A 21,122-nucleotide genomic window follows, 5' to 3' on the forward strand; every position below is an offset into this window, starting at 1 on the left:
GGGGCCGCGGGGGCGTTCGGCTAACTGCGGGAACGGCCTATTTGCTCAATGTGTTCGGCTGAGATCGGAAATCAACCGCAAGTCCAAAATTGTATCTGCGAGCTGGGGTTTTGTTAGCACGGGAAGTTCTTGGGTGCCCGTTATGCTCACAATCCAGGCCTTGTTAGTGTCGGTTCCAAAGCCCGAATCGGCGCGCGAGACATCGTTGGCGATGATCGCATCGCAGCCCTTGCGGGCCAATTTACGCTCAGCGTACTCCACGACGTTATCGGTCTCGGCTGCAAATCCGATTACACGGCGCTCACCCTTCTGGCGCGAAAGCTCGGCCAAGATATCAACCGTCTCGACCAGCTCGATGCGATCCAGGCGTTCGTTTGCCTTTTTGAGCTTATGGTCTGCAGGGGATACGGGGGTGTAATCGGCGACGGCCGCCGCGCAAATGACAGCGTCGGCCGTCTGAAAGGCGTCCAGCGCCGCCTCCAGCATCTCAGCGGCGGTCTGCACGCGCACGCACTCTACGCCGCGGGGGACATCGAGCGACGTCGGCCCCAGCACGAGCGTGACCGCAGCGCCGCGGCGAGCGGCCTCCCCCGCCAGGGCGATGCCCATCTTGCCCGACGAACGGTTACCAATGAAGCGCACAGGGTCGATCGGTTCGTGCGTGGGACCGGCGGTGATCACGATGCGCTTGCCTGCAAGGTCCTGGGGCGCAGGGTTGAGCACATCGCAAATGGCTTCAACGATGTCCTCAGGTTCGCTCATGCGCCCCGTGTCCACGTCGCCGCAGGCAAGGTAGCCGCTGCCGGGCCCCACCACGTGCACCCCGCGGTCGCGCAGCGTGGCCATATTGGCCTGCGTCGCCGGCGCCTTCCACATGCCGTTGTTCATGGCCGGCGCGATCACAATGGGTCGCGGCGTGGCGAGCAGCGTGGTGGAGATGAGGTCATCGGCAATGCCGTTGGACATCTTAGCGATGATATTGGCCGTCGCGGGCGCTACGACCACCAGATCGGGCTCCTGCGCCAGCGAAATGTGGTGGATGGGATCGGAGGGGTCGTCGAATAGGCCCACTGCGACCGACTCGCCCGTGAGTGCGCGGAAGGTGAGCGGGCCCACGAACTCCGTGGCATGCTCGCTCATGACAACCTTGACGTGCGCACCGCGCTTTTGCAGCAGGCGCACGATATTGCACGACTTATAGGCGGCGATCCCGCCGGTAATGCCCAGCAGGATCGTTTTTCCCTCAAGTTGCATTGAATTTTTGAGTGCCGCCGTCATCGTTAGGCTTCCTTGCTGGGGAGCACGAGCAGGCGGTGGCAGTACGGGCAGTGCGTAATCTCGCTACCGTCGTGGTTGAGGTCGCTCATGGACGATGCCTGCAGCGCGGTGTGGCAGACCGTGGGGATATTGCCCTGGATGGTCTCGACGGCCAGGCCGCGGAACTGCTTGAGCAGACGCTCGTAGTCGGTGAGCACGTCGGTCGGCAGCGTAGCGGCAAGGGCGATGCGCTCCTTGGTGGCGGCGTCAATCTGAGCCTGGAGGTCGGCGGCCTTGGCGCGGGCGGCCTTGGTATCGGCCTTCACGCCCTCCTCGAACTTGGCGATGATGGCCTGCGCGCGAGTCTCGCGGTCGAGTGCCTCCTTATGGGCGACAACGACGTCCTTGCGAGTGTGCTCAATCTTGTCCAGACGCTTTGCCAGGGTGGCAAGCTCGTTCTCCAGATCCTGCACCTCGCGGTAATCAGAACCGTCGACGTGACGCTTCTTGGCGGCCTCGATGGCATTGTTGGTCTGGATTTCGGTGGTGTTGAGGTCGTCGAGCTCAATGTCCAGATCCTTGCGCTGGGCGTAGAGCTTGGTCATCTCGGACTTGAGCTTCACATAGGTCTTGCGCTTGGAAGCGAGCTCCTTGAGCTCCGGCATATTGGCAAGTTCGCTCTTGTTGCGGGCGAGTTCCAAATCGATCTGTTGCAGCTTGAGTAGCGTAGCGCCGGCGCTCATAAGTTCTCTCCTTTTGTCACAGTCCACCATTGGCAAGGGTTCAGTATTTTAATCGCATGACGGGGGTCGACCCCAGCGTCAACTGCAGAGTTCATCAATATATCAACGAACGGCTCTTCGGAGCGGTCGTGGCCGAGTAGGATCACGCCCAGGCCACGTAAGGCAAGGTCCTGCGCCACGTGGTAGCCGGCTTCTCCAGTCACAATTACATCTGCGCTCGCGGCGATGGCAAGCTCTCCAAAGTCGCCGAGGGAGCCTCCCATAATAGCGAGGGTGCGGCACGGGTGCTCGGCTTCGCCCCATACGCGCGGATCACTGCCATAGGCCGTGGCGGCACGGTTGGCGAGATCGCGCAGGTTGCAGGTGTCATGGAGGGTCGCGAGTGCGCCCAGACCGGTGAGCTCGGGCTCGTTCACATGCTCCAGCGAGCTCACGGGCGCGACGCCCAGCAACTCACTCAGGCGAACGCGCGCTTCGTGCGAGCGGTCCAGGTTGGTGTGAAGCGAGATGATGCTCACGCCGCAACGGGCTGCCTCGTACAGCGCGGCGCTGCACTGGGGACGCGCGGAATCGGCCGGGCAAAAGGCTTCGGGCGCCTTGATATAGATGGGATGATGCGTCAGCAGGACGTTGGCGCCGGCCTCGAGAGCGCGGTGCACGTTGGCCTCGGTCGCGTCGAGTGCACAGGCAACACCGGTGATCTTGGCAGTGGGATCTCCCACAGATAGCCCTACATGATCCCAGCCCTCTGCGTCCGCCTTGGGGTAGCGTGCCAGCAGCGCATGTTCAAGCTCGGAGACAATCATGCGGCGCCTACGATCGAAAGCAGCGTCTGGGCAAAGTCGTCCAGATCGTCAGGATTCACGCGGTCATCGAAGGAGATGCGCAGTGCGCCTAGCGCCTGCTCGCGACCAATGCCCATGGCGCTGAGCACATGGCTCGGGTCCATGCTGCCGCTCGAGCAAGCCGATCCGGCCGAAACCTCAAAGCCGGCGGCATCGAGCTTGATGATGAGCTCTTCGGAGTCCATGTCGTCAACGTAGATTGAAACCATGCCGGGCAGGCGATTGGCCTGCGCGTAGTCGCCCATCGTGGCGTGAATGCGAGGATGGGCCGTAAGCGTGGCGTAGAGCTTGTCGGACAAGGTCTGCAGTTCCGCGCGCTCCTGGGCCACGTGGGGCGCCAGCGTGCAGGCGGCAGCGGCAAAAGCCAGCTGCGTGCGCAGATCCTGCGTACCGGCGCGACGGCCAGCTTCCTGTCCACCGCCAAAGATGCGCGGACGCAGCGGCGTGCGGTTCTTAAGGTAGAGCGCGCCGGATGCCACAGGGCCGCCGATCTTGTGCGCGGCAACGGTCATAGCATCGACGCCCAGCTCGGTGACATCGAGTGGAATATGCAAGTAGCCCTGGATGGCATCGGTATGAAACAGGGCGCCGACAGCATGTGCGGCGGCGGCCAGCTCGCGGATGGGCTGTACCACGCCGGTCTCGTTGTTGGCGACCATAATGCTCACGAGCGCCACGTCGTCGCCTAGCAGCTCGACAAGCGCGGCGGGCTCAACGTAGCCCGCACGGCAGGGCTGCACCATGTCGACGGTAAAGCCGACGGCACGCAGCAGCGGCAGGTTGTCCAGAATCGAATCGTGCTCGATGGCCGAAACGATGACACGGTCGCGCTTGCGATCGCACTGACGAGCGCCCTCGGCAAGACCGAGCAGCGCCAGCTGGTTGGCCTCGGTGCCGCCGTTGATAAGGATGATCTCGGACGGGCGAACGCGTGCGCCAAAGCTACGGGCGATCTCGCGACGGGCGACTTCCAGGCGTGCGGCGGCCTTGCGACCGAGCGAGTGCAGCGAGTTGGGGTTGACACCGGCAAGCTCGCTGTCGTCATATTCGCGCTGCGCAAGGCGCGCCTCGGCGCGCATGGGCGTCGAGGCGGCATAGTCAAGATTCACGGGTATGCGGTTTTGACCTGCGGTCATAAGGGTTTATGCCTCCTGTGCGGCCTCATTGCCCAGCTTCTGCAGCTGCGCAACCTCGGCGGCGGGATCTTCGGACTTAAATACGGCAGAGCCGGCCACGAGCACGTTGGCGCCAGCCTTGACAACATCAGCGATGTTTTTGGAAGAGATGCCGCCATCGACCTCGATCAGGGGCGACACGCCGTGGCGCTCACACATGGCCGTAAGCTCGTGCAGCTTAGGCAGCGTGCCCGGGATAAAGCTCTGACCGCCAAAGCCAGGGTTCACGCTCATCAGCAGTACCATATCGACGACGTCGATGATGCTTTCGAGCACGCACACAGGTGTGGCGGGGTTGAGCACCACGCCGGCCTTGACGCCGCGCTGCTGCAGATGGGTGAGCGTGCGGTGCAGGTGCGTGGAAGCCTCGTAGTGCACGGTGATCATATCGGCACCGGCGTCGGCGTACCAATCGACCGTCTCGTCGGGGTTCGACACCATGAGGTGCGCGTCGACCGGTACATCGGTGGAGCGCTTGACGGCCTTGAGGATGTCAACGCCAAAGGTCAGGTTGCCGGTAAAGTGACCGTCCATAACGTCGAAGTGCACGTAGTCGGCGCCGGCGATCTTGTCGAGCTCGCCCTTGAGGTTGGCCATGTCGGCCGAAAGGACGGACGGAGCGATTTTGATGGAACCCATGGTAGATGCCTTTCTGTGCTAGTCGGTGAGTCCGTAGAACTCTTGGGAGGGTACGCGGTCGGTAAGGATCTCGAGCGCCCTATCCAAAGTAACACCGTTGTAGAGCGTTTGCTCCACGGCAAAGGTGAGCGGAATGTCTACGCCCAGTGAACGGGCGAGCTCGCTGACGCTGCGGGCCGCGACGGCACCCTCGACCACCATATGCGTGCGAGCCTGGTACTCGTCGAGCGATACGCCGTGAGCAAACTCGTAACCAAAGGTTCGGTTGCGCGAATGCTTGGAGGTGCAGGTGGCGATAAGGTCGCCCATGCCGGCAAGCCCCATGCAGGTCATGGCCTGGCCGCCACGGGCGTGCACCAGGCGGCTGATCTCGGCCAAGCCGCGCGTCATGATAAGGGCGAGCGTATTGTCGCCTGCGCCCGAGCCGGCGGAGATGCCACACACGATGGCGATAACGTTTTTCATGGCGCCGCAGACCTCAACACCGGTCATATCCTGCGACAGATAGATTCGGAAGGCCGTGGACAGCAGCAGCTCCTTAAAGGTCTCCCCTATCTGCGGATCTTCGCTGGCGATGACGGCGGCCGAAAGTCCGCCACGGCAGATCTCCTCGGCATGGTTGGGGCCCGAGAGTGCCGCCACGCGCAACTCGTTGCCGATCTCGCTGGCGATGACCTCACTCATGAGCAAGCCGGACTCGGGCTCAATACCCTTGGTAAGACAGAGCGCCGGGGTGTCCGCGGCGATGAACGGCGCCGCCTGATGGCAGACGTCGCGCAAATGCGTCGAAGGCACAGCAAAGATGATGGCCTCGACGCCGTCGAGCGCCTGAGCCAGGTCCGTCGTGGCGACAACGTTTTCCGGCAGCACGTAGTCCACCAGATAGCGGGGGTTACGATGCTCGCTGTTAATGCCAGCGGCCGTCTGCTCGCTATGGGCCCACATGGTCACGCGCTCGGCTCGCGCGGCGGCAAGGCCGGCGACGGCGGTTCCCCAGGAGCCGGAGCCAATCAGCGCAACATTCATGGCTCTCTCCTACATTTCGTCGGGCTCGGTGACGCGCTTGGTAAACGAGAGTTTGGACTCCTTACCCGTCATGAGCTTTTTGATGTTCGCACGATGGGCCCACACCACCGTGATCCCGATCATCGCCATGCAAAACTTGAGGCCCAGGCTGCTGTACGGAAAGACCGCGCAGGCGGCGATGGGAAGACCGATGGCGGCGGCAAGTGAGCCCACCGACACGTACTTGGTGATGGCGACGGCCACAATAAACATGCCCAGCAGCGACAGGCCAATGGGCCAGTACCAGGCAAGAATCACGCCCAGGCCCACGGCGATACCCTTACCGCCGTGGAAGTTAAGGTAGGGCGAGAAGATGTGTCCCCACACGGCAGCCAGGCAAATGACGCCGAGCATCCAGTCGCCGGCGGCACCGGGAGCCATGATGCTCACAGGGAAGCCATAGCCCACACTCGCGATGAGCGGACGCGCGATAAGGACGCAGATGGCGCCCTTAAGGCAGTCGAGCAGTAGCGTGAGCGCGGCCACCTTGGGGCCGGCCACGCGCAGGGCGTTGGTGGTGCCGATGTTGCCGGAGCCCGCCTTGCGAATGTCGGTGTGGTTGAACACGCGGCCCAGGATCAGGCCAAATGGAATCGCTCCGATAAAGAACGAGACCACGGCGCAGATGGCGGTCAGCAGAATCGGATTAAGCATCCTTTTGCTCCTTCTTCCTAAAGAAGAGTCGGATGGGCGTACCGGCGAAGTCGAAGGTCGAGCGCATGCGGTTCTCCACATAACGCTGGTAAGTGTCGTTGACCAGGTCGCTGTGGTTGACGAAGAACGTAAACGTCGGCGGGTTGACGCCCGTCTGGGTCACGTAGTGCATGCGCAGGCGGCGCTTGCCGTCTACCACGGTGTGGCCAAACTCGCGCAGGTCGGTGAGGAACGTGTTGAGGCGCGAGGTGGTGATCTTTTGCGAGCGCGTCTTCTCGGCGGCATCGACCATGGACCAGATCTTCTCGACGCTGCGGCCGGTCAGGGCCGAGATGCGCAGGTACTGGGCCCAGGGAGCCATGACGCCCAGACGGCGGTCGACGGTCTCCATGCAGGCCTCGCGCTTGCGGTCGTCGTCGAGCAGGTCCCACTTGTTGAGCAGCACCACGATGGCGCAGCCGCGCTCGATGGCCAAGCCCATGACCTTCTGATCCTGCTCGGTGACGCCCACGGAGGCGTCGACGACGAGCAGCGCCACGTCGGCGCGGTCGATGGCGCGCAGGCCGCGGACCATGGAGTAGTACTCGATGTTCTCGTACACGGTACTCTTCTTGCGAATACCAGCGGTGTCGACCATACGGTAATGCTTGCCGTCGCGCTCGACGACGGTGTCGATGGCATCGCGCGTGGTGCCGGCGATGTTGGACACGATGGAGCGATCGGCACCCAGGATGCGGTTGAACAGCGACGACTTACCGGCGTTGGGGCGGCCGATGATGGCAACGTTCAGCGCGTTGGGGAACTCGTCGGCGACTTCGTCCTCCTCCTCGGGCAACAGGGCCACGATATCGTCGAGCAGGTCGCCCGTGCCATGGCCGTGCAGGGCCGAGAGCGGCGTGGGCTCACCGATGCCGAGCGAATAGAACTCCCAGATGTTGTCATTCTCGCGATCGGGATTGTCGAGCTTGTTCACCAGCAGAAAGACCGGCTTGTCGGAGCGCTTGAGCATGCGGGCGACCGACTCGTCCTCCTCGGTGACGCCGGTGCGGCCGTCGACTACAAACAGGATGACGGCAGCTTCCTCGGCGGCGGCAAGGGCTTGATCGCGGATGGATGTGGCAAAGACGTCATCGCTCTTGAGTGGCTCGATACCGCCCGTATCGACGATGGTGAACTCGCGGCCGTTCCAATCGGCCGTGTGATACGAGCGGTCGCGCGTGACGCCGCGGGACTCGTGGACGATGGCGTCCGAGGTCTGGGCCAGGCGGTTGACGAGCGTGGACTTGCCCACGTTGGGGCGTCCGACGACGGCGACGATAGGTTTCATCTGCTCTCCTTTAATGGATGGGGTCAGCGGAACTAGTAAAGTCGGCAGGCACAATGCCAAGGATGTGCTCCAGGGTATCGAGCAGCTCATGCGGCATGGTCGACACCACATGAACCTCGGCGCCGCGACTGGTAAGGCTTGCGAGTAAATCGTCACGATGATACTCGTCAAGCGTCATGCCGTCAGCGTTGAACATGAGCTTAGGCACAAAGAGCATAACCCCCGATAGGTCCTGCGGCAGCTGCTCCAAGATGTCACAGGCGACGATGAGGCCGGTCACGTCCACGTTGCCGCCAAAGTAGCGGTTTTTGATGGCCGTGACGGTGCCAGAAAGGCCCTGTGGAGACTCCACGAAGCGCGCCACCGTATCGCGCGCGCTGGCGCCCGAGAGGCACAGCAAGCGCTGACCACGGGCTGTGATGGCCTCGCGAACGCGGGTCAGGCGTTCGGCGTCGGCGGCAAGCACATCGTCGGTCTCGTCCAGATACGAGCGGATCATGCCGATGCCGTCGTAGTACTGCGGGTAGCCGTCGTAAAAGTCTGCCTCGGGAAGATCGATGCCGGCGTCCAGGTAGAACTCGTCGCTCATCTGGAAGGTGTGGCGGCCAAAACGCTCGAAGGCGCGGTCCTGGAACGGTCGGATCATGGCAATGGTCTCGCGCGCCAGTTCGGGCTTGTCGCTGTATGACCAGCTAAAGCGGTTCTGATGCTTGGTAAAACCGAGCGGCACAATGCCCAAGCTTGTGATTTGCTCGTGCTCCTCGCAATACCGCAGGGTCTTTTCCAGCTCCTCGCCGTCGTTCATGCCGGGGCACAACACAATCTGCGCGTGAATCTCGATGCCGGCGGCCATGATGGCCTCGAGTACGTCCATGCCTCGCTGGGCGTTGCGGCCCATCATGCGGCGGCGGACGTCGGGGCTCACGGCATGAACCGACACGTTCATGGGGCTCATGTTGCGCTGGATGACGTTTTGCACGTCCTCGTCGGAGAGGTTCGTGAGCGTGACAAAGTTACCCTGTAAAAAACTTAGACGGTAGTCGTCGTCGCGGATGTAGAGCGTGGAGCGGCCGCCCTTGGGCAGCATGGTCATAAAGCAGAACACGCAAGCGTTGACGCAGGTACGCATGCCGTCAAAGATGGGGCCGTCGAACTCCAGGCCCCAATCCTCACCGGGAAAACGGTCGAGCTCCACGGGGGTGACGGTGCCGTCGCGCGGGTCGAGAACCTCTAGGTCGACGGCGTCGTCGTCGGCTTCCCAAAGCCATACGATCATATCGGTGAGTTGCTCGCCGTTGACCGTGAGCACGCGCATGCCCGGCTCGATACCCACATCCCATGCGGGCGATTCGGGACGCACGCTCTTTACGAGCGCGCCCTCACCCGGCTCGGGGTCGCGGCTGCGCCCGTAATCGGCCACCTCGGCGGCGTATGCGGGTACGGTCTGGTCCATGATTAGCGGCAAAGCTCCTTGATGCGCGCAACGGCGCGTTCGATGTGTTCTTGCGGGGTGGAAGCGCCGGCGGTGATGCCGATGTGGCGCGCGTTGGCAAACCATGCGGCCTCGAGCTCGGAAGCTTCCTCGATGTGATGCGTGTGCTCGCAGGCATCGGCACAAATCTGCGCCAGGCGGCGCGTGTTGCCCGAATTTTTGCCGCCCACGACGACCATGCAGTCGCAGCGGTTGGCAAGGGATGCCGCCGCCTGCTGGCGCTCGCTCGTGGCGGCGCAGATCGTGTTGATCACGCGCAGTTCCTGCACGCGTGGGGTGATGGAGGCCACGACTTCGGCCAGGTTCTGCGCGGTCTGGGTGGTCTGCACAACCAGGCCCACCTTGCCCTTGAGTGGCAGCGCGTCCGCATCGGCGGCGCAACTCACGACTTGAGCGTCATCACCAGCATGGCCCAGAATGCCCTCGACCTCGGGGTGGCCCGGCTCGCCCACAACGATCACGCGGTAGCCCTCGCGCACCAGGCGCTCGGCCGCCACATGGACCTTCTTCACGTAGGGGCAGGTGGCGTCGACCACGGTCAGGCCGCGCTCGCGAGCGGCGTCGATGACCTGCGGCACCACACCGTGAGCGCGGATAATCACGGTGCCCGATGCGGCGTCGTCCAAGGTGTCTGCCAGACCAATGCCTGCCTCGGCGAGCTCGCGTACCACGATGGGGTTATGGATGAGCGGACCCAGCGTGTGGACCTGAGTGCTCTCCCCTGCCTGAGGCGCGGCGGTCAGCGCCATGTCGAGCGCACGCTGCACGCCGTAGCAGGTGCCGGCATGCGCAGCGATTTCGATGGTGGGGGCATCTGCCTTGCTGGGCACGGCCTCGGCAGTGTTCATGACTTCCTCAACCATGGCTAGAACCTGCCCGGGTGCTCGGCGCACTGGTCGTCGCGCATGGCGTAGACACGGCTCATGGCCTCGGACTCAAACCATGCCAGGCGCTCCTTGCGCTTGAGCTCGGCCGGTGCATCGGATAGCGAGACGGCCTTGCCGGCACGGATCCAGCACTTTTTGGGGCGCATGAGCTTTTTGCCTTTGGGTGTGATGTCAGACCAGCCACAAATGGCAAGGGGGTTGACGGGCGCCTTGCCCATCTGGGCAATAAGCGCAAAGCCGCCGTGGACCTCGGGCTTAATCTCACGCGAGCGGATGCGCGTGCCCTCGGGGAAGATCAGGACGTCCTCGCCGCGCTGCAGCGCATGCTGGGCGGCGCGCAGGCACTTCATATCGGCAGTACCACGCTCCACGGGGATGCCGCCCACGCGGCTAAAGGCCCAGCGTACGATCTTGCTCTTGGCGAACTCGGACTTAAAGATGGGGCGGACGCGGCGGCCGCCAAAGAACAGCGCCGTCTCCACGGCCAAGAGTTCGGCCATCGAGGTGTGGTTGCAGATGACTACACTGCCGCGGCCTTCCTGGCGCTCAAACAGCAGGTCGGCGTCTTCGACCTTCCAGCGCCACATGAGCTTGGAGAAGACCCACAGGATGCCCATGACTACCGCGACAGTGCCGCGGATGAGCGCCGGGAACTCGGTGTAGGGGGCGTTGTAGTAATCCTCGGGCGTCTGCTTAAACAGGCGCATGGGCTACCTCCTTTGGTTAATGAGGTCCTCGATGATCGAGACGACCTCGTCGATGGTGTGGGCGGTGGAGTCGACGTGCACGGCGTCCTCGGCGGGAACGAGCGGTGCGACCTCACGGCTGCTGTCGAGCTTGTCGCGCTGCTTGAGGGCATCGAGGGTTTCGTCGACCTCGGCCTCGAGCTGTGGGGCGCTGAGCGGCTGGGCGTCGTTTTGGTGGCGCTGCAGCACGCGGCGGCGGGCACGCTCACGCGGGTCGGCGGTCAGGAAGACCTTGACCTGCGCGTTGGGGAACACGACGGTGCCGATGTCGCGACCCTCGGCGGCAATGTCGCGGTCCTCGGCGGCGCGGCGCTGATGGATGAGCATGGCGGCGCGTACGCCCGGGTAGGCCGAGACCTTGGAGACGTTGGCGTCCACCTGCGGGGTGCGGATGGCAGCCGAGGCATCCGCACCGTCGATGGTCAGGCGCGTGTCCTCGCCGGTGCCGTTGGTAAAGCGAATCTCGATCTGTTCGGCGAGGGCATTGATGGCCGCCTCGTCGTCCAGGTCGATGCCGCGGTCGAGCGCGGCAAAGGTGACGGCGCGATACATGGCGCCCGTGTCGAGCTTGTTAAAGCCCAGCTGGCGTGCGATCTCCTTGGCTATGGTGGATTTGCCGGAACCGGCGGGGCCGTCGATGGCGACGATCATGCAATGCTTCCTTTCGGTGGTTGACGTGCTGGTATGGGACGCAGTCGCTGGGGCTTGGCGGTCTGCCTAGCCGGTGTAGCGCTCGCGGTAGGTGTTGCGCTTGGGCGCGGAGCCGTGGCTGCCGTGGTGGCGCGTCCAGCTTGCGGTGCTGGTCGCGGGCGCGGCACTGCTCTTGGCGCTGTCCTGTTTGGGCGGGATGCCGCCGGCCTTAAGTATCTGTACCTCGCGGTCGGTGAGCTCGCGCCACGAGCCCTTGGCCACGTCTTTGAGCTCCAGGCCGGCAAAGTTACAGCGATGCAGGCGGATCACTGGATGGTGGATCTTGCCCAGCATGCGCTTGACCTGGTTCTTGCGGCCCTCGCGGATAATGACCTCCACGGCGGTGGTACCGGGCTTGACGCCTTGCGGAGCCACGGCCTCGGCCTCGCGCGCGGTAATGACGCGGCAGATCGCCGGTTGGCACAGACCGTCATCGAGCTCGATGCCGCGACGGAGTGGTTCCAGGTCGCGATCGGTCAGGTGGCCATCCACGAGCGCCTGGTAGGTCTTGTAGACGTGCTTGCTGGGGTGCAGCAGGTCCTGCGACAGGTCGCCGTCGGTGGTAAAGAGCAGAAGTCCCGTAGTGTCGCGGTCCAGGCGACCCACCGGGAAGAGCCCCGGAAAGCGGTCGCGCGGGACCAGGTCGGCCACGCAGGGGCGCTCCTGCGGGTCGCTCATGGTGGTGAGGAAGCCGGTCGGCTTGTAGAGAATCAGGTACACGGCGCCCTGGTTGAGCGTGACGGGCATGCCATCGACCTCGATGTGATCGCGGTCGACGTCGACCTTGGTGCCCAGTTCGGTCGCGACCTGGCCGTTGACGGTCACGCGGCCGGCGGTCATCAGGTCCTCCGAGCCGCGGCGGCTCGCCACGCCCGCACGCGCCAAAAAGCGCTGCAAGCGCATGGTGTGCGGGTAGACGGGCTGGGAGTCGGTCGCGGGCGCGCCCATGACGCCGGCGATGTGCGTCTCCCCTGCTTCGTTAGTCCTCGTCATGCATATCCTCCGAGCTGTCACCGCTGGTCAGGATCTCTTCATCTGCGTCGTCCTCAACATCGGTATCGATCAGTTCGCGCTCTTCGTCCAGGTCCTCGGCCTGCTCCTCGAGCGTGGACTGAATGCTGCGGCCGCTCAGGCGCTCGCGGATAAACTGACGTGATTGCTCGTCGGGCGCAAACTGCTCCAGATCGGGCAGGTCGCGGGTGGAGCGCAGGCCGAACTTTTCCAAGAAGGCGTTGGTTGTGCCGTAGATGATTGCCTGACCGCGCTCTGGGTCGCGGCCGAGCTCGCGCACCAGGCCCTTGTCCACGAGCGACGCGATGACGCCGTCGGAGTTGACGCCGCGGATGCCCTTGACCACCTCGCGCGTGACGGGCTGGTGGTAGGCGATGACGGCCAGGGTCTCGAGCGCCGCCTGAGACAGTTTTTGCGTGTCCCAGCTCAGCACATAGGCTTCGACCACATCGTGGTAGGCGGGGTGTGTGAACAGGCGCCAGCCGCCAGCGACCTCGCGCAGCTGAAAGCCGCGGTTGGCCTCCTCGTACTCAACCTTGAGCTCGGCCAACAGCGATGCGCACTCGCCGGGGGCGATATCCAGCGCACCTGCCAGTGCGGGCGCGCTCACGGGGTCGCTCGACACCAGCAGCAGCGCCTCGAGGGCGCCTTTGAGGCTGTTTGCCTCCAGCGTGGAAAGGGTTGACATGGTTGCCGCTCCTATTCGGTGAGCTCGGGGCCCTCGCCGGGCACGTATGCCTCGGCACCCTCGACGCGGTTGATCTGAATGGTTCCAAAGATCTCGTCCTGGCTCAGCGTGAGCGAGCCGCGTTTGGCGAGCTCGAGCATGGCCAGGAAGGTGACCACGAGCTGCTCGGTGGTGGCGTCGCCGTCCAGCAGCTCGCGGAAGGTGCAGGTTTGGTGCGCCATGGTAAAACGGTCGACCGAGGCCACCGTCAGGTCGAGCGGCACGCGATGCGGTGCCACGTGCTCGGCCTCCAGCAGGAAGGTCTGGCGCTTGCCGTCCAGGTCGGCGCAGATGACGGCGAGGCCGCGCAGAGTAATGCCGGCCAGATAGTCGGGCATAAGGCCCAAGAACTCGGGGTCGGGGCCGGCCACGCGCGGATGCATGCGGCTCTCGGCCTGCATGCGCGCGCCAAGGGCCGCCGCCGCGCCCTTAAACTGCTTGTAGGCGATCAGGCGCTGGATCAGGACCTCGCGCAGGGCATCGCCGTCGAGCGCGCTGAGTTCCTCGAGATCTTCGTCGTCCTCGTCATCTTCGTCGGTGTTGCTTGGGGCCTGCTGGGGCACCAGCGAGGCGGCCTTGATGTCCAGAAGGGTTGCCGCGACCAGCAAAAAGTCGCTCGCCACGTCCAGGTCCAGCGCCTCGATGCGCTCGACCTCGGCCAGGTATTGCTCGGCCACCTCGCTGATCGAGATGGCGCCGATATCTACTTTTTGGCGGGTTACCAGCTGCAGCAGCAGGTCGAACGGTCCGCTGTAGACCTGCGTCGACACGCGATACGACATCTTCGACCTCCTTTGACGGCGCCTTCGCGGCGCGGTTTGGGTGCATGTTGAGACCGTTTTGCACGGTCGACCTGTAAGTTTACCCTAGATGCCGGCGGTTGCGAAGTTGAGCAGATGCTCCGCCAGCGGATACACGGTAACGTCGAAATACCGGCCGATCACGTCGATGCCGGTCCACATGGGCAGCAGATACAGCACGATGATAAGGATCGGCATGGCGTATTGCTGCAGACGATAGTAGTTGGCGAGCGCCTTCCCTTTGAGGAACGGGACGATGATCGACGAGCCGTCGAGCGGCGGGATCGGGATGAGGTTAAAGAACGCGAGCGACAGGTTGACCACGATAAAGGTGGCGCCGAAGTTCATGATTTGGGACGCTACGGCAAAGGACATGCTGGCGTAAAGGTTGCCGTACGCTGCGTGCATGAGGGCTGCGGCAAGGCATGCCAGTGCGATGTTCGATACGGGGCCGGCCACGCTCACCAGGACCTCGTCGCGCTTGGGGTGCTTAAGGTTATTGAGGTATACGGGCACGGGCTTGGCAAAGGCGAACACCGGGCCACCCGCGGCGAGCATCAGCAGCGGCAGGAGGACGGTGCCAAACGGGACGATGTGGTTGAGCGGGTTGAGCGAGACACGACCACGCGAGCGGGCTGTCTTGTCGCCGAGCGCCCAGGCCGCGGCGGCGTGCGCGCTCTCGTGGATCACGATGCCAACGATGACGGCAACGGCGCTGGCGAGCAGGTTCATCAGATAGCTGTTGGACATGGCACTCCCCTAGCGGACGCGGCGCGAGGCGCGTGTGAGCAGGTAGTCGACCGCAAACAAAATAACGGTGACGATGGCGTAATCCAGGCGGAACACACCGCCGAAGGGCGATGTGATGACGCCGTAGCCGGCGATAGCACTCGGCAGCGCGCGCGAAAGCTCAACGACAAAGCCTACGATCTGCAGCTTGGCGGTGAGGCCGCTAAAGCACAGCAGCACGGTCATCGCGCTCATAAAGATGCCGCAGATGCGACAAGTGATGGCGATGATGCTCATCGCCACGGCAGCGGCCTTACGAGAGTTCACGCGCGGTCTCCTCTTCGATCTGGGTGGAAAGCTCCAGCCATTCGTCCTCGAGCTTGGGCAGCTCTTGCTTAAGGCCGTTATATTCCCCCAGTGCGGCGTTGAACTTGTCCTGATCGGCATAAAGCTCTTCGCTTGCCATCAATTCCATAAGCTCGTCATAGCGGGCACGCTTGTTGTCTAGCTCGGCCTCGATCTTCTTGAGCTGGTTGCGCACGCCCTTAAGCTTTTTGTTGAGCGCGGCGCGGGCCTGGGCCTCGGCACGCTTCTGCTCCTTGGTCTTTTTGCCCTCGACCGGCTTAGGCGCCGCGGCGGGGGTGTCGGCCTGGGCGGCGCTGGCTTTGGTGGGCTTGGCCGCGGCAGGCGCGCTCTCCGTGGGCGCCTCGGCGGCGGCGCGGGCTGCGAGGTCCTCGCGCTTGTAGAGGTAGTAGTCGTAGTCGCCGTCGTAGACCGTGACCTTGCCGTCGCGGATGTCGATCACGCGGTTGGCCACGGCGCGCACCAGGTGCTCGTCGTGGCTGATCAGAACGATGGTACCTGGGAAGTTTTGCAGGGCGTTCTCGAGCATGTCCACCGAGTCGATGTCCAGGTGGTTGGTGGGCTCGTCCAGGCACAGGAGCGCCTCGGGGGCCACGAGCATCTTGGCCAAGGCCAGACGGGCCTTCTCGCCACCGGAGAGGACGCGGACCTGCTTTTCGATTGCGTCGTTGTCGCTAAACAAGAAGGCGCCCAGAAGGCTGCGCTGCTGCGGCACGGTCCACTTGGGCGTGACGGTGTCGATCTCCTGCAGGACGGTGTTGGACTCGGTCATACCTTCAAGCGCGTGCTGGGCATAGTAGGCCACGCCTACGTTGGTGCCCAGATCGCGGGTACCGGTGGTGGGCGGCTCCAGGCCAGCGATGATCTTCATGAGGGTGGACTTGCCGGCGCCGTTAGGGCCGACGAGCGCCACGTGCTCGCCGCGGTAGAGCTTGAGGTCGATATCGCTGTAGATGTGCTTGTCGCCGTAGGACTTGGATACGCCCTCGAGGCCCACGACCATGTCGCCTGAGCGCGGCGGGTCGGGGAACTTAAAGTCGATGTGCTTGTGGCCTTCGGGCAGGATGACGAGCTCCTTTTTGATCTGCTCGATCTTGCGGATGCGCTCCTGCGCCTGGGCTGCCTTGGTGGGCTTGTAGCGGAACTTGTCGACGAAGACCTGCATGTGGGCGATATCGCGCTCCTGAGCGGCGCGCTTGGCGCGCATCTGCTCCAGGTTGTCCTCGCGCTGCTTGAGGTAGCTGCTGTAGTTGCCGGTGTAGGTGGTTACGCGACGGTTTTCGAGGGCGGCGACGTGGTCGACGCAGGCGTCCATGAAGGCGCGGTCGTGACTGACGATGAGCACGGCGCCGTCATAGTTGGCGATAAAGCCGCGAAGCCACTGGACGCTCTCGAGGTCCAGGTGGTTGGTAGGCTCGTCCAGAAGCAGCAAGTCGGGATGGCGCAGGAAGAGCTTTGCCAGCGCGATACGCATCTGCCAGCCGCCCGAGAACTCGGAACACGGGCGCTCAAAGTCGGTGACCTTAAAGCCCAGGCCGGACAGGATCTTGCGCGCGTTGCTCTCGAGCTCGTAGCCGCCCAGGTGCTCGAAGCGGTCCTGGACCTGGCCGTACTCGTTAAGGAGTGCGTCGACGTCCTTGCCTTGCTCGGAGAGCTCGGTGATTTGGGCCTGCAGCTCGTTGGCGCGCTCGCCCATGCGGCGGATTTCTTTAGCGGCCGCCATGACCTCGGCGAGGATGGTGGTGTCCTTGTGCTCCAAGTTGGTTTCCTGCTCTAGGTAACCCACTTGGCAGTCCTTGGCGTACTGGACCTGGCCGGCGTCGGGGCTGTCGATGCCCATGATGATCTTGAGCATGGTGGTTTTGCCGGCGCCGTTGGGTCCCACGAGCGCAAAGCGCTCGCCGGGGTTGATCTGGAAGGACGCGCCGCTAAAGAGGACGCGTGCGCCGAAGCTTTTTTCGATCTTGTCGACCAAGAGGATCATGGTGCCGCCTTTGACCTTGTGTGCCTATATGAAAAAAGGCCCCAACTTGCGTTGGAGCCTCATTGAATGCTCGGGTGGAGACGAGGGGGATCGAACCCCTGACCTCTTGACTGCCAGTCAAGCGCTCTCCCAGCTGAGCTACGCCCCCGTGCGAAGAAGTACTATACGGGAACTCGGACGGCGATGCAAGGACAATTTTGGAAAAACTTTCGCCGCCGCGGCCGCGGATACGGACGCGGAAACGGGCCGCGTTGCCCCGAGATGCCCTTTCCGCCCGCGGGGCGCGCCCCGCGGGCGGGCACCGGCGGCACCGCACGCCTTTCCAGCTCCAGTCCGGTCGCTCCTGGGGACCTCCCGCCACGAAAGCGGCCCATCTACTACGCTAGTCCGGCACTGCACGACCATGCAGTCTTGGGCAAAAATAAAACCGCAGGTAGACGGCCTGCAGTTTTCCCGAAACGAAGGGTATGGTCGAGGGGTGTGGGTTAAAAGTAGCGGATACCCTGGTTTCGTGATAGCGGTATTTCGGGGAGCCTACCCAAGGTGCTCGGGCCCCTGCCTGACGCCGATTCAGGAAGACGATTCAAAGCAGATTCAAAGTGTATATACAAGAGAAACGTATATCTATGCACAAGTCAGTGGTGGATAGTTGTGGATAGCCAGAAGAAACCAGTGGATTCGAGAAGGAAAAACCAAAACGAAAGCGGTTCCCCTGATTAACTGAATAGCAGGGAAACCGCTGGTAGATGGTGGTGGGCCCTCCGGGATTCGAACCCAGAACCCAGGGATTATGAGTCCCCTGCGCTAACCGTTGCGCCAAGAGCCCTTGTAAAGTAGTGGATGTGATAGAGGCCGTCAAAGCGGGCCACCCATCTTGAACCACGATTTGAAATAATACCATGCGCGCGGCACCCGTTCAACGCACGATCTTGTCGACCAGGAGGATCATGGTGCCGCCTTTGACCTTGTGTGCCTATATGAAAAAAGGCCCCAACTTGCGTTGGAGCCTCATTCAATGCTCGGGTGGAGACGAGGGGGATCGAACCCCTGACCTCTTGACTGCCAGTCAAGCGCTCTCCCAGCTGAGCTACGCCCCCGTGCGAAGAAGTACTATACGGGAACTCGGACGGAGATGCAAGGACATTTTTGGAAAAACTTTCGCGGGCGCCGCTCTGGACGGCTTGCCTGGGCCCGGTCGCGACCCTCCTCGTACCGCCTGCGTCAAAACTATGCCGATTTACTACGATGAATCCGGGTTGTGCGACCACACTCGACTTTTTGCGAAATTGTCAAGCGTTCTACCTGCAGTTTTGTAAGCAGCAAATTTTGCGTTCTCGGAGGTCATCGATTTATCGTAGTAAACCAGCAGTGTTTTGAAGTGACAGAACAGGTAGACGCTCTCGCGAGGGCCAAATTGACGCGTACGGATATGCTATATGCCGATTTCGAGCCAGTTGGAAAGCACGTTTGCACGTAGTCTGGTTTCCGCACGTTGCATCGCCTTAGTTTTCGGCTTGTAGTTCAGCTCCAAGCGATCGCACACACTGTGAATGATGGTATCAAGCTGATTGCGATCATTGAGCATGTCATGGGTTACTAGTATTACGTCGTATCCCATGCTTTGCAGGGCCGTCATTCGAGTGGCATCGTGGTCGAGCACCGCGCCCGAACCATGAACCACCTCTCCTTGAATTTCGATGATAACGGCCTTCATCGTTATTGGGTTTACTATCACGATGTCGCCGTAGCACACTTTCTGACCTGCTATCTGTCGGGCCGAAACTGATAACGGAGTTAAATCGTTGACATATATGTTATTGAATCCCGCTCCACCCCGTCGTCTTGGTCGACTGAACAACATAATCCCAGCCACCTCAAGCGGAGACGCAGCGACACCAATTACTTGCTGGGCGGCCTCGTAGAATTGCTTCCCCCACATTTCACTCCTGACTCTAGCTGCGAATCTCTGCAATTCTTCAATCTCAATGAGGGGTTTTCTCATCCATAGCGAGGTTCCCTTCCCTCTGTCTTTATTGTTTTCTTCCTTTCCCTGGCGGCTCATTTCGTTGCTCTTTGGCTGTGCGGTTGCATAGACGCGCTTCCAGGGTGGTTCATCCTGGGTCTCATCAAGCTCAAATAACTTTTCGGTGCTAGGGCACGCTTCATCTGAACTTGCCAGTTCAAGGGCAAGTTCAGATGAAGCAGATGGTTTGAAAATGGAGAACCAGCCACAGAATTCGTACATTGCGAGCACCAAGTCACTATGAGAAATGCTGCGCGTCATGGTAAACAGCGTATTGAGCGGATCCGTGACACTGAAGCCCATACCAGTATCGATGGATATATTTCCTGCATAAGCCTCATTCCATCGAATGGTGTGTCGCAGATCGGAATGTAAGTTACTTCGTGTTGATGCGGCAGCGACAACCGGCGTCTTGAGAACGTCAACTACGAAGGGCGACTGGGCTAGGGCTCTCCAGTCTTCTTCAGAGCTTGGCAGGCACGGGTAGAGGTCGCGTACTTGGGGTGGGCAGCGCCAGTAGCGAAATGCGGTGTTTGCGCAGACGATCTCGTCCATATGGGCCTCCCCTAGCTTTGGCTGCGTGCCGTTATGTTTGCAAGTAGACCGATTATCAATGGCGGCATCATGCGGGTAAGTACCGGAAGCTGACCAAATGCTGGCCAATAGCTTGACGCATTTCGCCTAAAGATCGCCGTGTGGCACAAATCTGCTGGCAGGTGTTCTGGGGCCGTGGTCCCTATCTCCACATTTGCGCGTGAATCCCATGGCAAATTCAATGAAAGAGCGCATGAGCTTTATGCAAAACGCGCGATGACATCAGTTCAGGAGAGATCAGCTAGAAACACGTTTAAAAATTTCGATTCGATATTGGTGTCAGATTTGGTGTCAAGATTGGTGTCAAAATGAAAAAAGGCCAGAGGCTTAAAACCTCCGGCCTGTGCTTTAGATGGTGGGCGATACAAGATTCGAACTTGTGACCCCATCCGTGTGAAGGATATGCTCTACCCCTGAGCCAATCGCCCGTCGCCTTTCGGCAAAAGAGATACTAACATAGCCGCGTGAGGTTTACCAAGAACTTTTTGCCCTCGATTTTAAAATCGTGCGCGTCAGCCGCGCCATGGCAAACGCCATAACCAGTAAAACCGCAGCTCAACGCCGATTTACAGCTTGAACAACGACGTCTCGGGGTGGCAGATAAGTCGCGCATTGTTGTAGGCCATGTCGAGTGTGAGACAGGTGCGTGCGGCATAGAAGCCGTCCTCGCGCTGGATGGTCAGCGCCAGCTCGGGCTTGTCGCCGGTCAGGCACAGCGGCAGCAGCAGCTGGATCCGGCCGTCGTAGAACTGTGCACCCGCCATCACGTACTCGACGCGTCCGAGCTAGAGCGCAGCCCGATCGCCTGCGGCGTCGGTCGTATAACAGTGCCCGATCGTCATGAGCGTGCCGTGCAGGCGTTTGACGGCCGCGGCCATGACTTCGAGCGATCTAGCATCATCGAGCACCAGCGGCGCGAACGGATCCACACCCCGCGACGCGAACGCCATCATGAGTTCTCCAAGAGCCTGAGTGCGTTGGGCATGTCCGCAATAGTTGACCGAATGGCCTCGTCGATCAAGGCGATGCTGTCCAGATTGTCGGGTAAAGTGCGGGGTGCTTTCGGCGCGATAGGTTCGGTTGCGTCTACTGTACAGTTATCAAAAGTCATGCTTTCGGGATAATTGCTGCAACAATGCTCATGTACGGTAAGGAAGCAAGCAACCGAAAACAAGAGATAGACCGCCAGCACTACACTATTCCGAACCAAAGACCAAAAGATAAGCATTGTGGGAAAATCTAAACTTTTGGATTTTCCCACAATGCCGACTACGGCGGAATCCCTCCCACTCCTGGTTGATTTCCGATCTCAGCCGAACACATTGAGCAAATAGGCCGTTCCCGCAGTTAGCCGAACGCCCCCGCGGCCCC

Annotated in this window: 21 protein-coding genes and 4 tRNA genes; all 25 read right to left on the bottom strand. The window is 61.8% G+C overall.

Features of this window, described 5'->3' with window-relative positions; genetic code table 11:
* Nucleotides 1-45: 45 nt before the first annotated feature.
* The 25 genes from coaBC to GT495_RS09770 all read right to left on the bottom strand — a co-directional run bounded on the left by coaBC (nucleotide 46) and on the right by GT495_RS09770 (nucleotide 20,704).
* Nucleotides 46-1,278, bottom strand: coding sequence for a bifunctional phosphopantothenoylcysteine decarboxylase/phosphopantothenate--cysteine ligase CoaBC (coaBC, locus tag GT495_RS09650; RefSeq protein ID WP_240128176.1), 1,233 nt, complete (start codon nucleotides 1,276-1,278; stop codon nucleotides 46-48).
* Between the two features lie 2 nt (nucleotides 1,279-1,280).
* Nucleotides 1,281-2,000 (bottom strand): zinc ribbon domain-containing protein, encoded by a 720-nt coding sequence (locus GT495_RS09655; RefSeq protein WP_161162471.1) that lies wholly within the window; start codon nucleotides 1,998-2,000, stop codon nucleotides 1,281-1,283.
* Nucleotides 1,997-2,806, bottom strand: coding sequence for a Nif3-like dinuclear metal center hexameric protein (locus GT495_RS09660; RefSeq protein WP_161162472.1), 810 nt, complete (start codon nucleotides 2,804-2,806; stop codon nucleotides 1,997-1,999). Before GT495_RS09660 ends, GT495_RS09655 begins: the two co-directional genes overlap by 4 nt.
* On the bottom strand, nucleotides 2,803-3,981 hold the full coding sequence (locus tag GT495_RS09665) for a cysteine desulfurase family protein (protein ID WP_161162473.1): 1,179 nt from the start codon (nucleotides 3,979-3,981) through the stop codon (nucleotides 2,803-2,805). The genes GT495_RS09660 and GT495_RS09665 overlap by 4 nt, the downstream gene beginning before the upstream one ends.
* Before the next feature lie 6 nt (nucleotides 3,982-3,987).
* On the bottom strand, nucleotides 3,988-4,659 hold the full coding sequence (gene rpe, locus GT495_RS09670; RefSeq protein ID WP_161162474.1) for a ribulose-phosphate 3-epimerase: 672 nt from the start codon (nucleotides 4,657-4,659) through the stop codon (nucleotides 3,988-3,990).
* An 18-nt stretch (nucleotides 4,660-4,677) separates the two neighbouring features.
* Nucleotides 4,678-5,685, bottom strand: coding sequence for an NAD(P)H-dependent glycerol-3-phosphate dehydrogenase (locus GT495_RS09675; RefSeq protein WP_161162475.1), 1,008 nt, complete (start codon nucleotides 5,683-5,685; stop codon nucleotides 4,678-4,680).
* Between the two features lie 9 nt (nucleotides 5,686-5,694).
* Complete coding sequence (plsY, locus tag GT495_RS09680) at nucleotides 5,695-6,378, bottom strand: glycerol-3-phosphate 1-O-acyltransferase PlsY (protein ID WP_161162476.1); 684 nt, start codon at nucleotides 6,376-6,378, stop codon at nucleotides 5,695-5,697.
* A complete protein-coding gene (gene der, locus GT495_RS09685; protein ID WP_161162477.1) occupies nucleotides 6,371-7,705 on the bottom strand; it encodes a ribosome biogenesis GTPase Der in 1,335 nt (444 codons plus the stop codon). The genes plsY and der overlap by 8 nt, the downstream gene beginning before the upstream one ends.
* A 10-nt stretch (nucleotides 7,706-7,715) precedes the next feature.
* Nucleotides 7,716-9,158, bottom strand: coding sequence for a DUF512 domain-containing protein (locus tag GT495_RS09690; RefSeq protein ID WP_161162478.1), 1,443 nt, complete (start codon nucleotides 9,156-9,158; stop codon nucleotides 7,716-7,718).
* 2 nt (nucleotides 9,159-9,160) lie between these two features.
* Nucleotides 9,161-10,060, bottom strand: a complete 900-nt coding sequence (locus tag GT495_RS09695) for a 4-hydroxy-3-methylbut-2-enyl diphosphate reductase (RefSeq protein WP_240128177.1) — start codon at nucleotides 10,058-10,060, stop codon at nucleotides 9,161-9,163.
* Between the two features lie 2 nt (nucleotides 10,061-10,062).
* Nucleotides 10,063-10,791 carry a lysophospholipid acyltransferase family protein gene (locus GT495_RS09700; RefSeq protein ID WP_161162479.1) on the bottom strand — a complete coding sequence of 243 codons (729 nt, stop codon included), beginning with the start codon at nucleotides 10,789-10,791 and terminating at the stop codon, nucleotides 10,063-10,065.
* A gap of 3 nt (nucleotides 10,792-10,794) precedes the next feature.
* Nucleotides 10,795-11,481: a (d)CMP kinase gene (cmk, locus tag GT495_RS09705; RefSeq protein ID WP_161162480.1), complete on the bottom strand. Its 687-nt coding sequence runs from the start codon at nucleotides 11,479-11,481 to the stop codon at nucleotides 10,795-10,797.
* 66 nt (nucleotides 11,482-11,547) lie between these two features.
* Nucleotides 11,548-12,513 carry a pseudouridine synthase gene (locus tag GT495_RS09710; RefSeq protein WP_192924202.1) on the bottom strand — a complete coding sequence of 322 codons (966 nt, stop codon included), beginning with the start codon at nucleotides 12,511-12,513 and terminating at the stop codon, nucleotides 11,548-11,550.
* Nucleotides 12,500-13,219 (bottom strand): SMC-Scp complex subunit ScpB, encoded by a 720-nt coding sequence (gene scpB, locus GT495_RS09715; protein ID WP_161162481.1) that lies wholly within the window; start codon nucleotides 13,217-13,219, stop codon nucleotides 12,500-12,502. Before scpB ends, GT495_RS09710 begins: the two co-directional genes overlap by 14 nt.
* A gap of 11 nt (nucleotides 13,220-13,230) precedes the next feature.
* Nucleotides 13,231-14,040 (bottom strand): ScpA family protein, encoded by an 810-nt coding sequence (locus GT495_RS09720; RefSeq protein ID WP_156600101.1) that lies wholly within the window; start codon nucleotides 14,038-14,040, stop codon nucleotides 13,231-13,233.
* An 84-nt stretch (nucleotides 14,041-14,124) separates the two neighbouring features.
* Entirely contained in the window at nucleotides 14,125-14,808 is a 684-nt protein-coding gene (locus tag GT495_RS09725) for a site-2 protease family protein (protein WP_161162482.1), read from the bottom strand.
* A gap of 9 nt (nucleotides 14,809-14,817) precedes the next feature.
* A complete protein-coding gene (locus GT495_RS09730) occupies nucleotides 14,818-15,114 on the bottom strand; it encodes a hypothetical protein (protein ID WP_370457651.1) in 297 nt (98 codons plus the stop codon).
* Complete coding sequence (locus GT495_RS09735; RefSeq protein ID WP_156600105.1) at nucleotides 15,101-17,134, bottom strand: ABC-F family ATP-binding cassette domain-containing protein; 2,034 nt, start codon at nucleotides 17,132-17,134, stop codon at nucleotides 15,101-15,103. The genes GT495_RS09730 and GT495_RS09735 overlap by 14 nt, the downstream gene beginning before the upstream one ends.
* A 75-nt stretch (nucleotides 17,135-17,209) precedes the next feature.
* A tRNA-Ala gene (locus GT495_RS09740) sits at nucleotides 17,210-17,282 on the bottom strand.
* A 602-nt stretch (nucleotides 17,283-17,884) separates the two neighbouring features.
* Nucleotides 17,885-17,960: transfer RNA gene (locus GT495_RS09745), tRNA-Ile, on the bottom strand.
* Between the two features lie 198 nt (nucleotides 17,961-18,158).
* Nucleotides 18,159-18,231: transfer RNA gene (locus tag GT495_RS09750), tRNA-Ala, on the bottom strand.
* A gap of 335 nt (nucleotides 18,232-18,566) precedes the next feature.
* Nucleotides 18,567-19,712, bottom strand: coding sequence for a hypothetical protein (locus tag GT495_RS09755; protein WP_161162483.1), 1,146 nt, complete (start codon nucleotides 19,710-19,712; stop codon nucleotides 18,567-18,569).
* Between the two features lie 392 nt (nucleotides 19,713-20,104).
* Nucleotides 20,105-20,179, bottom strand: a tRNA-Val gene (locus tag GT495_RS09760).
* A gap of 138 nt (nucleotides 20,180-20,317) precedes the next feature.
* Nucleotides 20,318-20,515, bottom strand: coding sequence for a DUF3825 domain-containing protein (locus tag GT495_RS09765; protein ID WP_240128178.1), 198 nt, complete (start codon nucleotides 20,513-20,515; stop codon nucleotides 20,318-20,320).
* 21 nt (nucleotides 20,516-20,536) lie between these two features.
* On the bottom strand, nucleotides 20,537-20,704 hold the full coding sequence (locus tag GT495_RS09770; RefSeq protein WP_156064160.1) for a hypothetical protein: 168 nt from the start codon (nucleotides 20,702-20,704) through the stop codon (nucleotides 20,537-20,539).
* Nucleotides 20,705-21,122: the final 418 nt, after the last annotated feature.

It is taken from the genome of Collinsella sp. BIOML-A6 (assembly GCF_009875845.1).
GTDB lineage: Bacteria > Actinomycetota > Coriobacteriia > Coriobacteriales > Coriobacteriaceae > Collinsella > Collinsella aerofaciens_H.

Bases quoted from the DNA above. Each gene is read 5' to 3' on its own strand.
- GT495_RS09770 (WP_156064160.1), bottom strand. From the start codon at position 20,704: ATGATGGCGTTCGCGTCGCGGGGTGTGGATCCGTTCGCGCCGCTGGTG.
- GT495_RS09655 (WP_161162471.1), bottom strand. From the start codon at position 2,000: ATGAGCGCCGGCGCTACGCTACTCAAGCTGCAACAGATCGATTTGGAA.
- plsY (WP_161162476.1), bottom strand. From the start codon at position 6,378: ATGCTTAATCCGATTCTGCTGACCGCCATCTGCGCCGTGGTCTCGTTC.
- GT495_RS09710 (WP_192924202.1), bottom strand. From the start codon at position 12,513: ATGACGAGGACTAACGAAGCAGGGGAGACGCACATCGCCGGCGTCATG.
- cmk (WP_161162480.1), bottom strand. From the start codon at position 11,481: ATGATCGTCGCCATCGACGGCCCCGCCGGTTCCGGCAAATCCACCATA.
- coaBC (WP_240128176.1), bottom strand. From the start codon at position 1,278: ATGACGGCGGCACTCAAAAATTCAATGCAACTTGAGGGAAAAACGATC.
- GT495_RS09765 (WP_240128178.1), bottom strand. From the start codon at position 20,515: ATGGCGGGTGCACAGTTCTACGACGGCCGGATCCAGCTGCTGCTGCCG.
- GT495_RS09665 (WP_161162473.1), bottom strand. From the start codon at position 3,981: ATGACCGCAGGTCAAAACCGCATACCCGTGAATCTTGACTATGCCGCC.
- GT495_RS09675 (WP_161162475.1), bottom strand. From the start codon at position 5,685: ATGAATGTTGCGCTGATTGGCTCCGGCTCCTGGGGAACCGCCGTCGCC.
- GT495_RS09735 (WP_156600105.1), bottom strand. From the start codon at position 17,134: ATGATCCTCTTGGTCGACAAGATCGAAAAAAGCTTCGGCGCACGCGTC.
- GT495_RS09660 (WP_161162472.1), bottom strand. From the start codon at position 2,806: ATGATTGTCTCCGAGCTTGAACATGCGCTGCTGGCACGCTACCCCAAG.
- GT495_RS09695 (WP_240128177.1), bottom strand. From the start codon at position 10,060: ATGGTTGAGGAAGTCATGAACACTGCCGAGGCCGTGCCCAGCAAGGCA.
- der (WP_161162477.1), bottom strand. From the start codon at position 7,705: ATGAAACCTATCGTCGCCGTCGTCGGACGCCCCAACGTGGGCAAGTCC.
- GT495_RS09755 (WP_161162483.1), bottom strand. From the start codon at position 19,712: ATGGACGAGATCGTCTGCGCAAACACCGCATTTCGCTACTGGCGCTGC.
- GT495_RS09690 (WP_161162478.1), bottom strand. From the start codon at position 9,158: ATGGACCAGACCGTACCCGCATACGCCGCCGAGGTGGCCGATTACGGG.
- rpe (WP_161162474.1), bottom strand. From the start codon at position 4,659: ATGGGTTCCATCAAAATCGCTCCGTCCGTCCTTTCGGCCGACATGGCC.
- GT495_RS09720 (WP_156600101.1), bottom strand. From the start codon at position 14,040: ATGTCGTATCGCGTGTCGACGCAGGTCTACAGCGGACCGTTCGACCTG.
- GT495_RS09725 (WP_161162482.1), bottom strand. From the start codon at position 14,808: ATGTCCAACAGCTATCTGATGAACCTGCTCGCCAGCGCCGTTGCCGTC.
- scpB (WP_161162481.1), bottom strand. From the start codon at position 13,219: ATGTCAACCCTTTCCACGCTGGAGGCAAACAGCCTCAAAGGCGCCCTC.
- GT495_RS09700 (WP_161162479.1), bottom strand. From the start codon at position 10,791: ATGCGCCTGTTTAAGCAGACGCCCGAGGATTACTACAACGCCCCCTAC.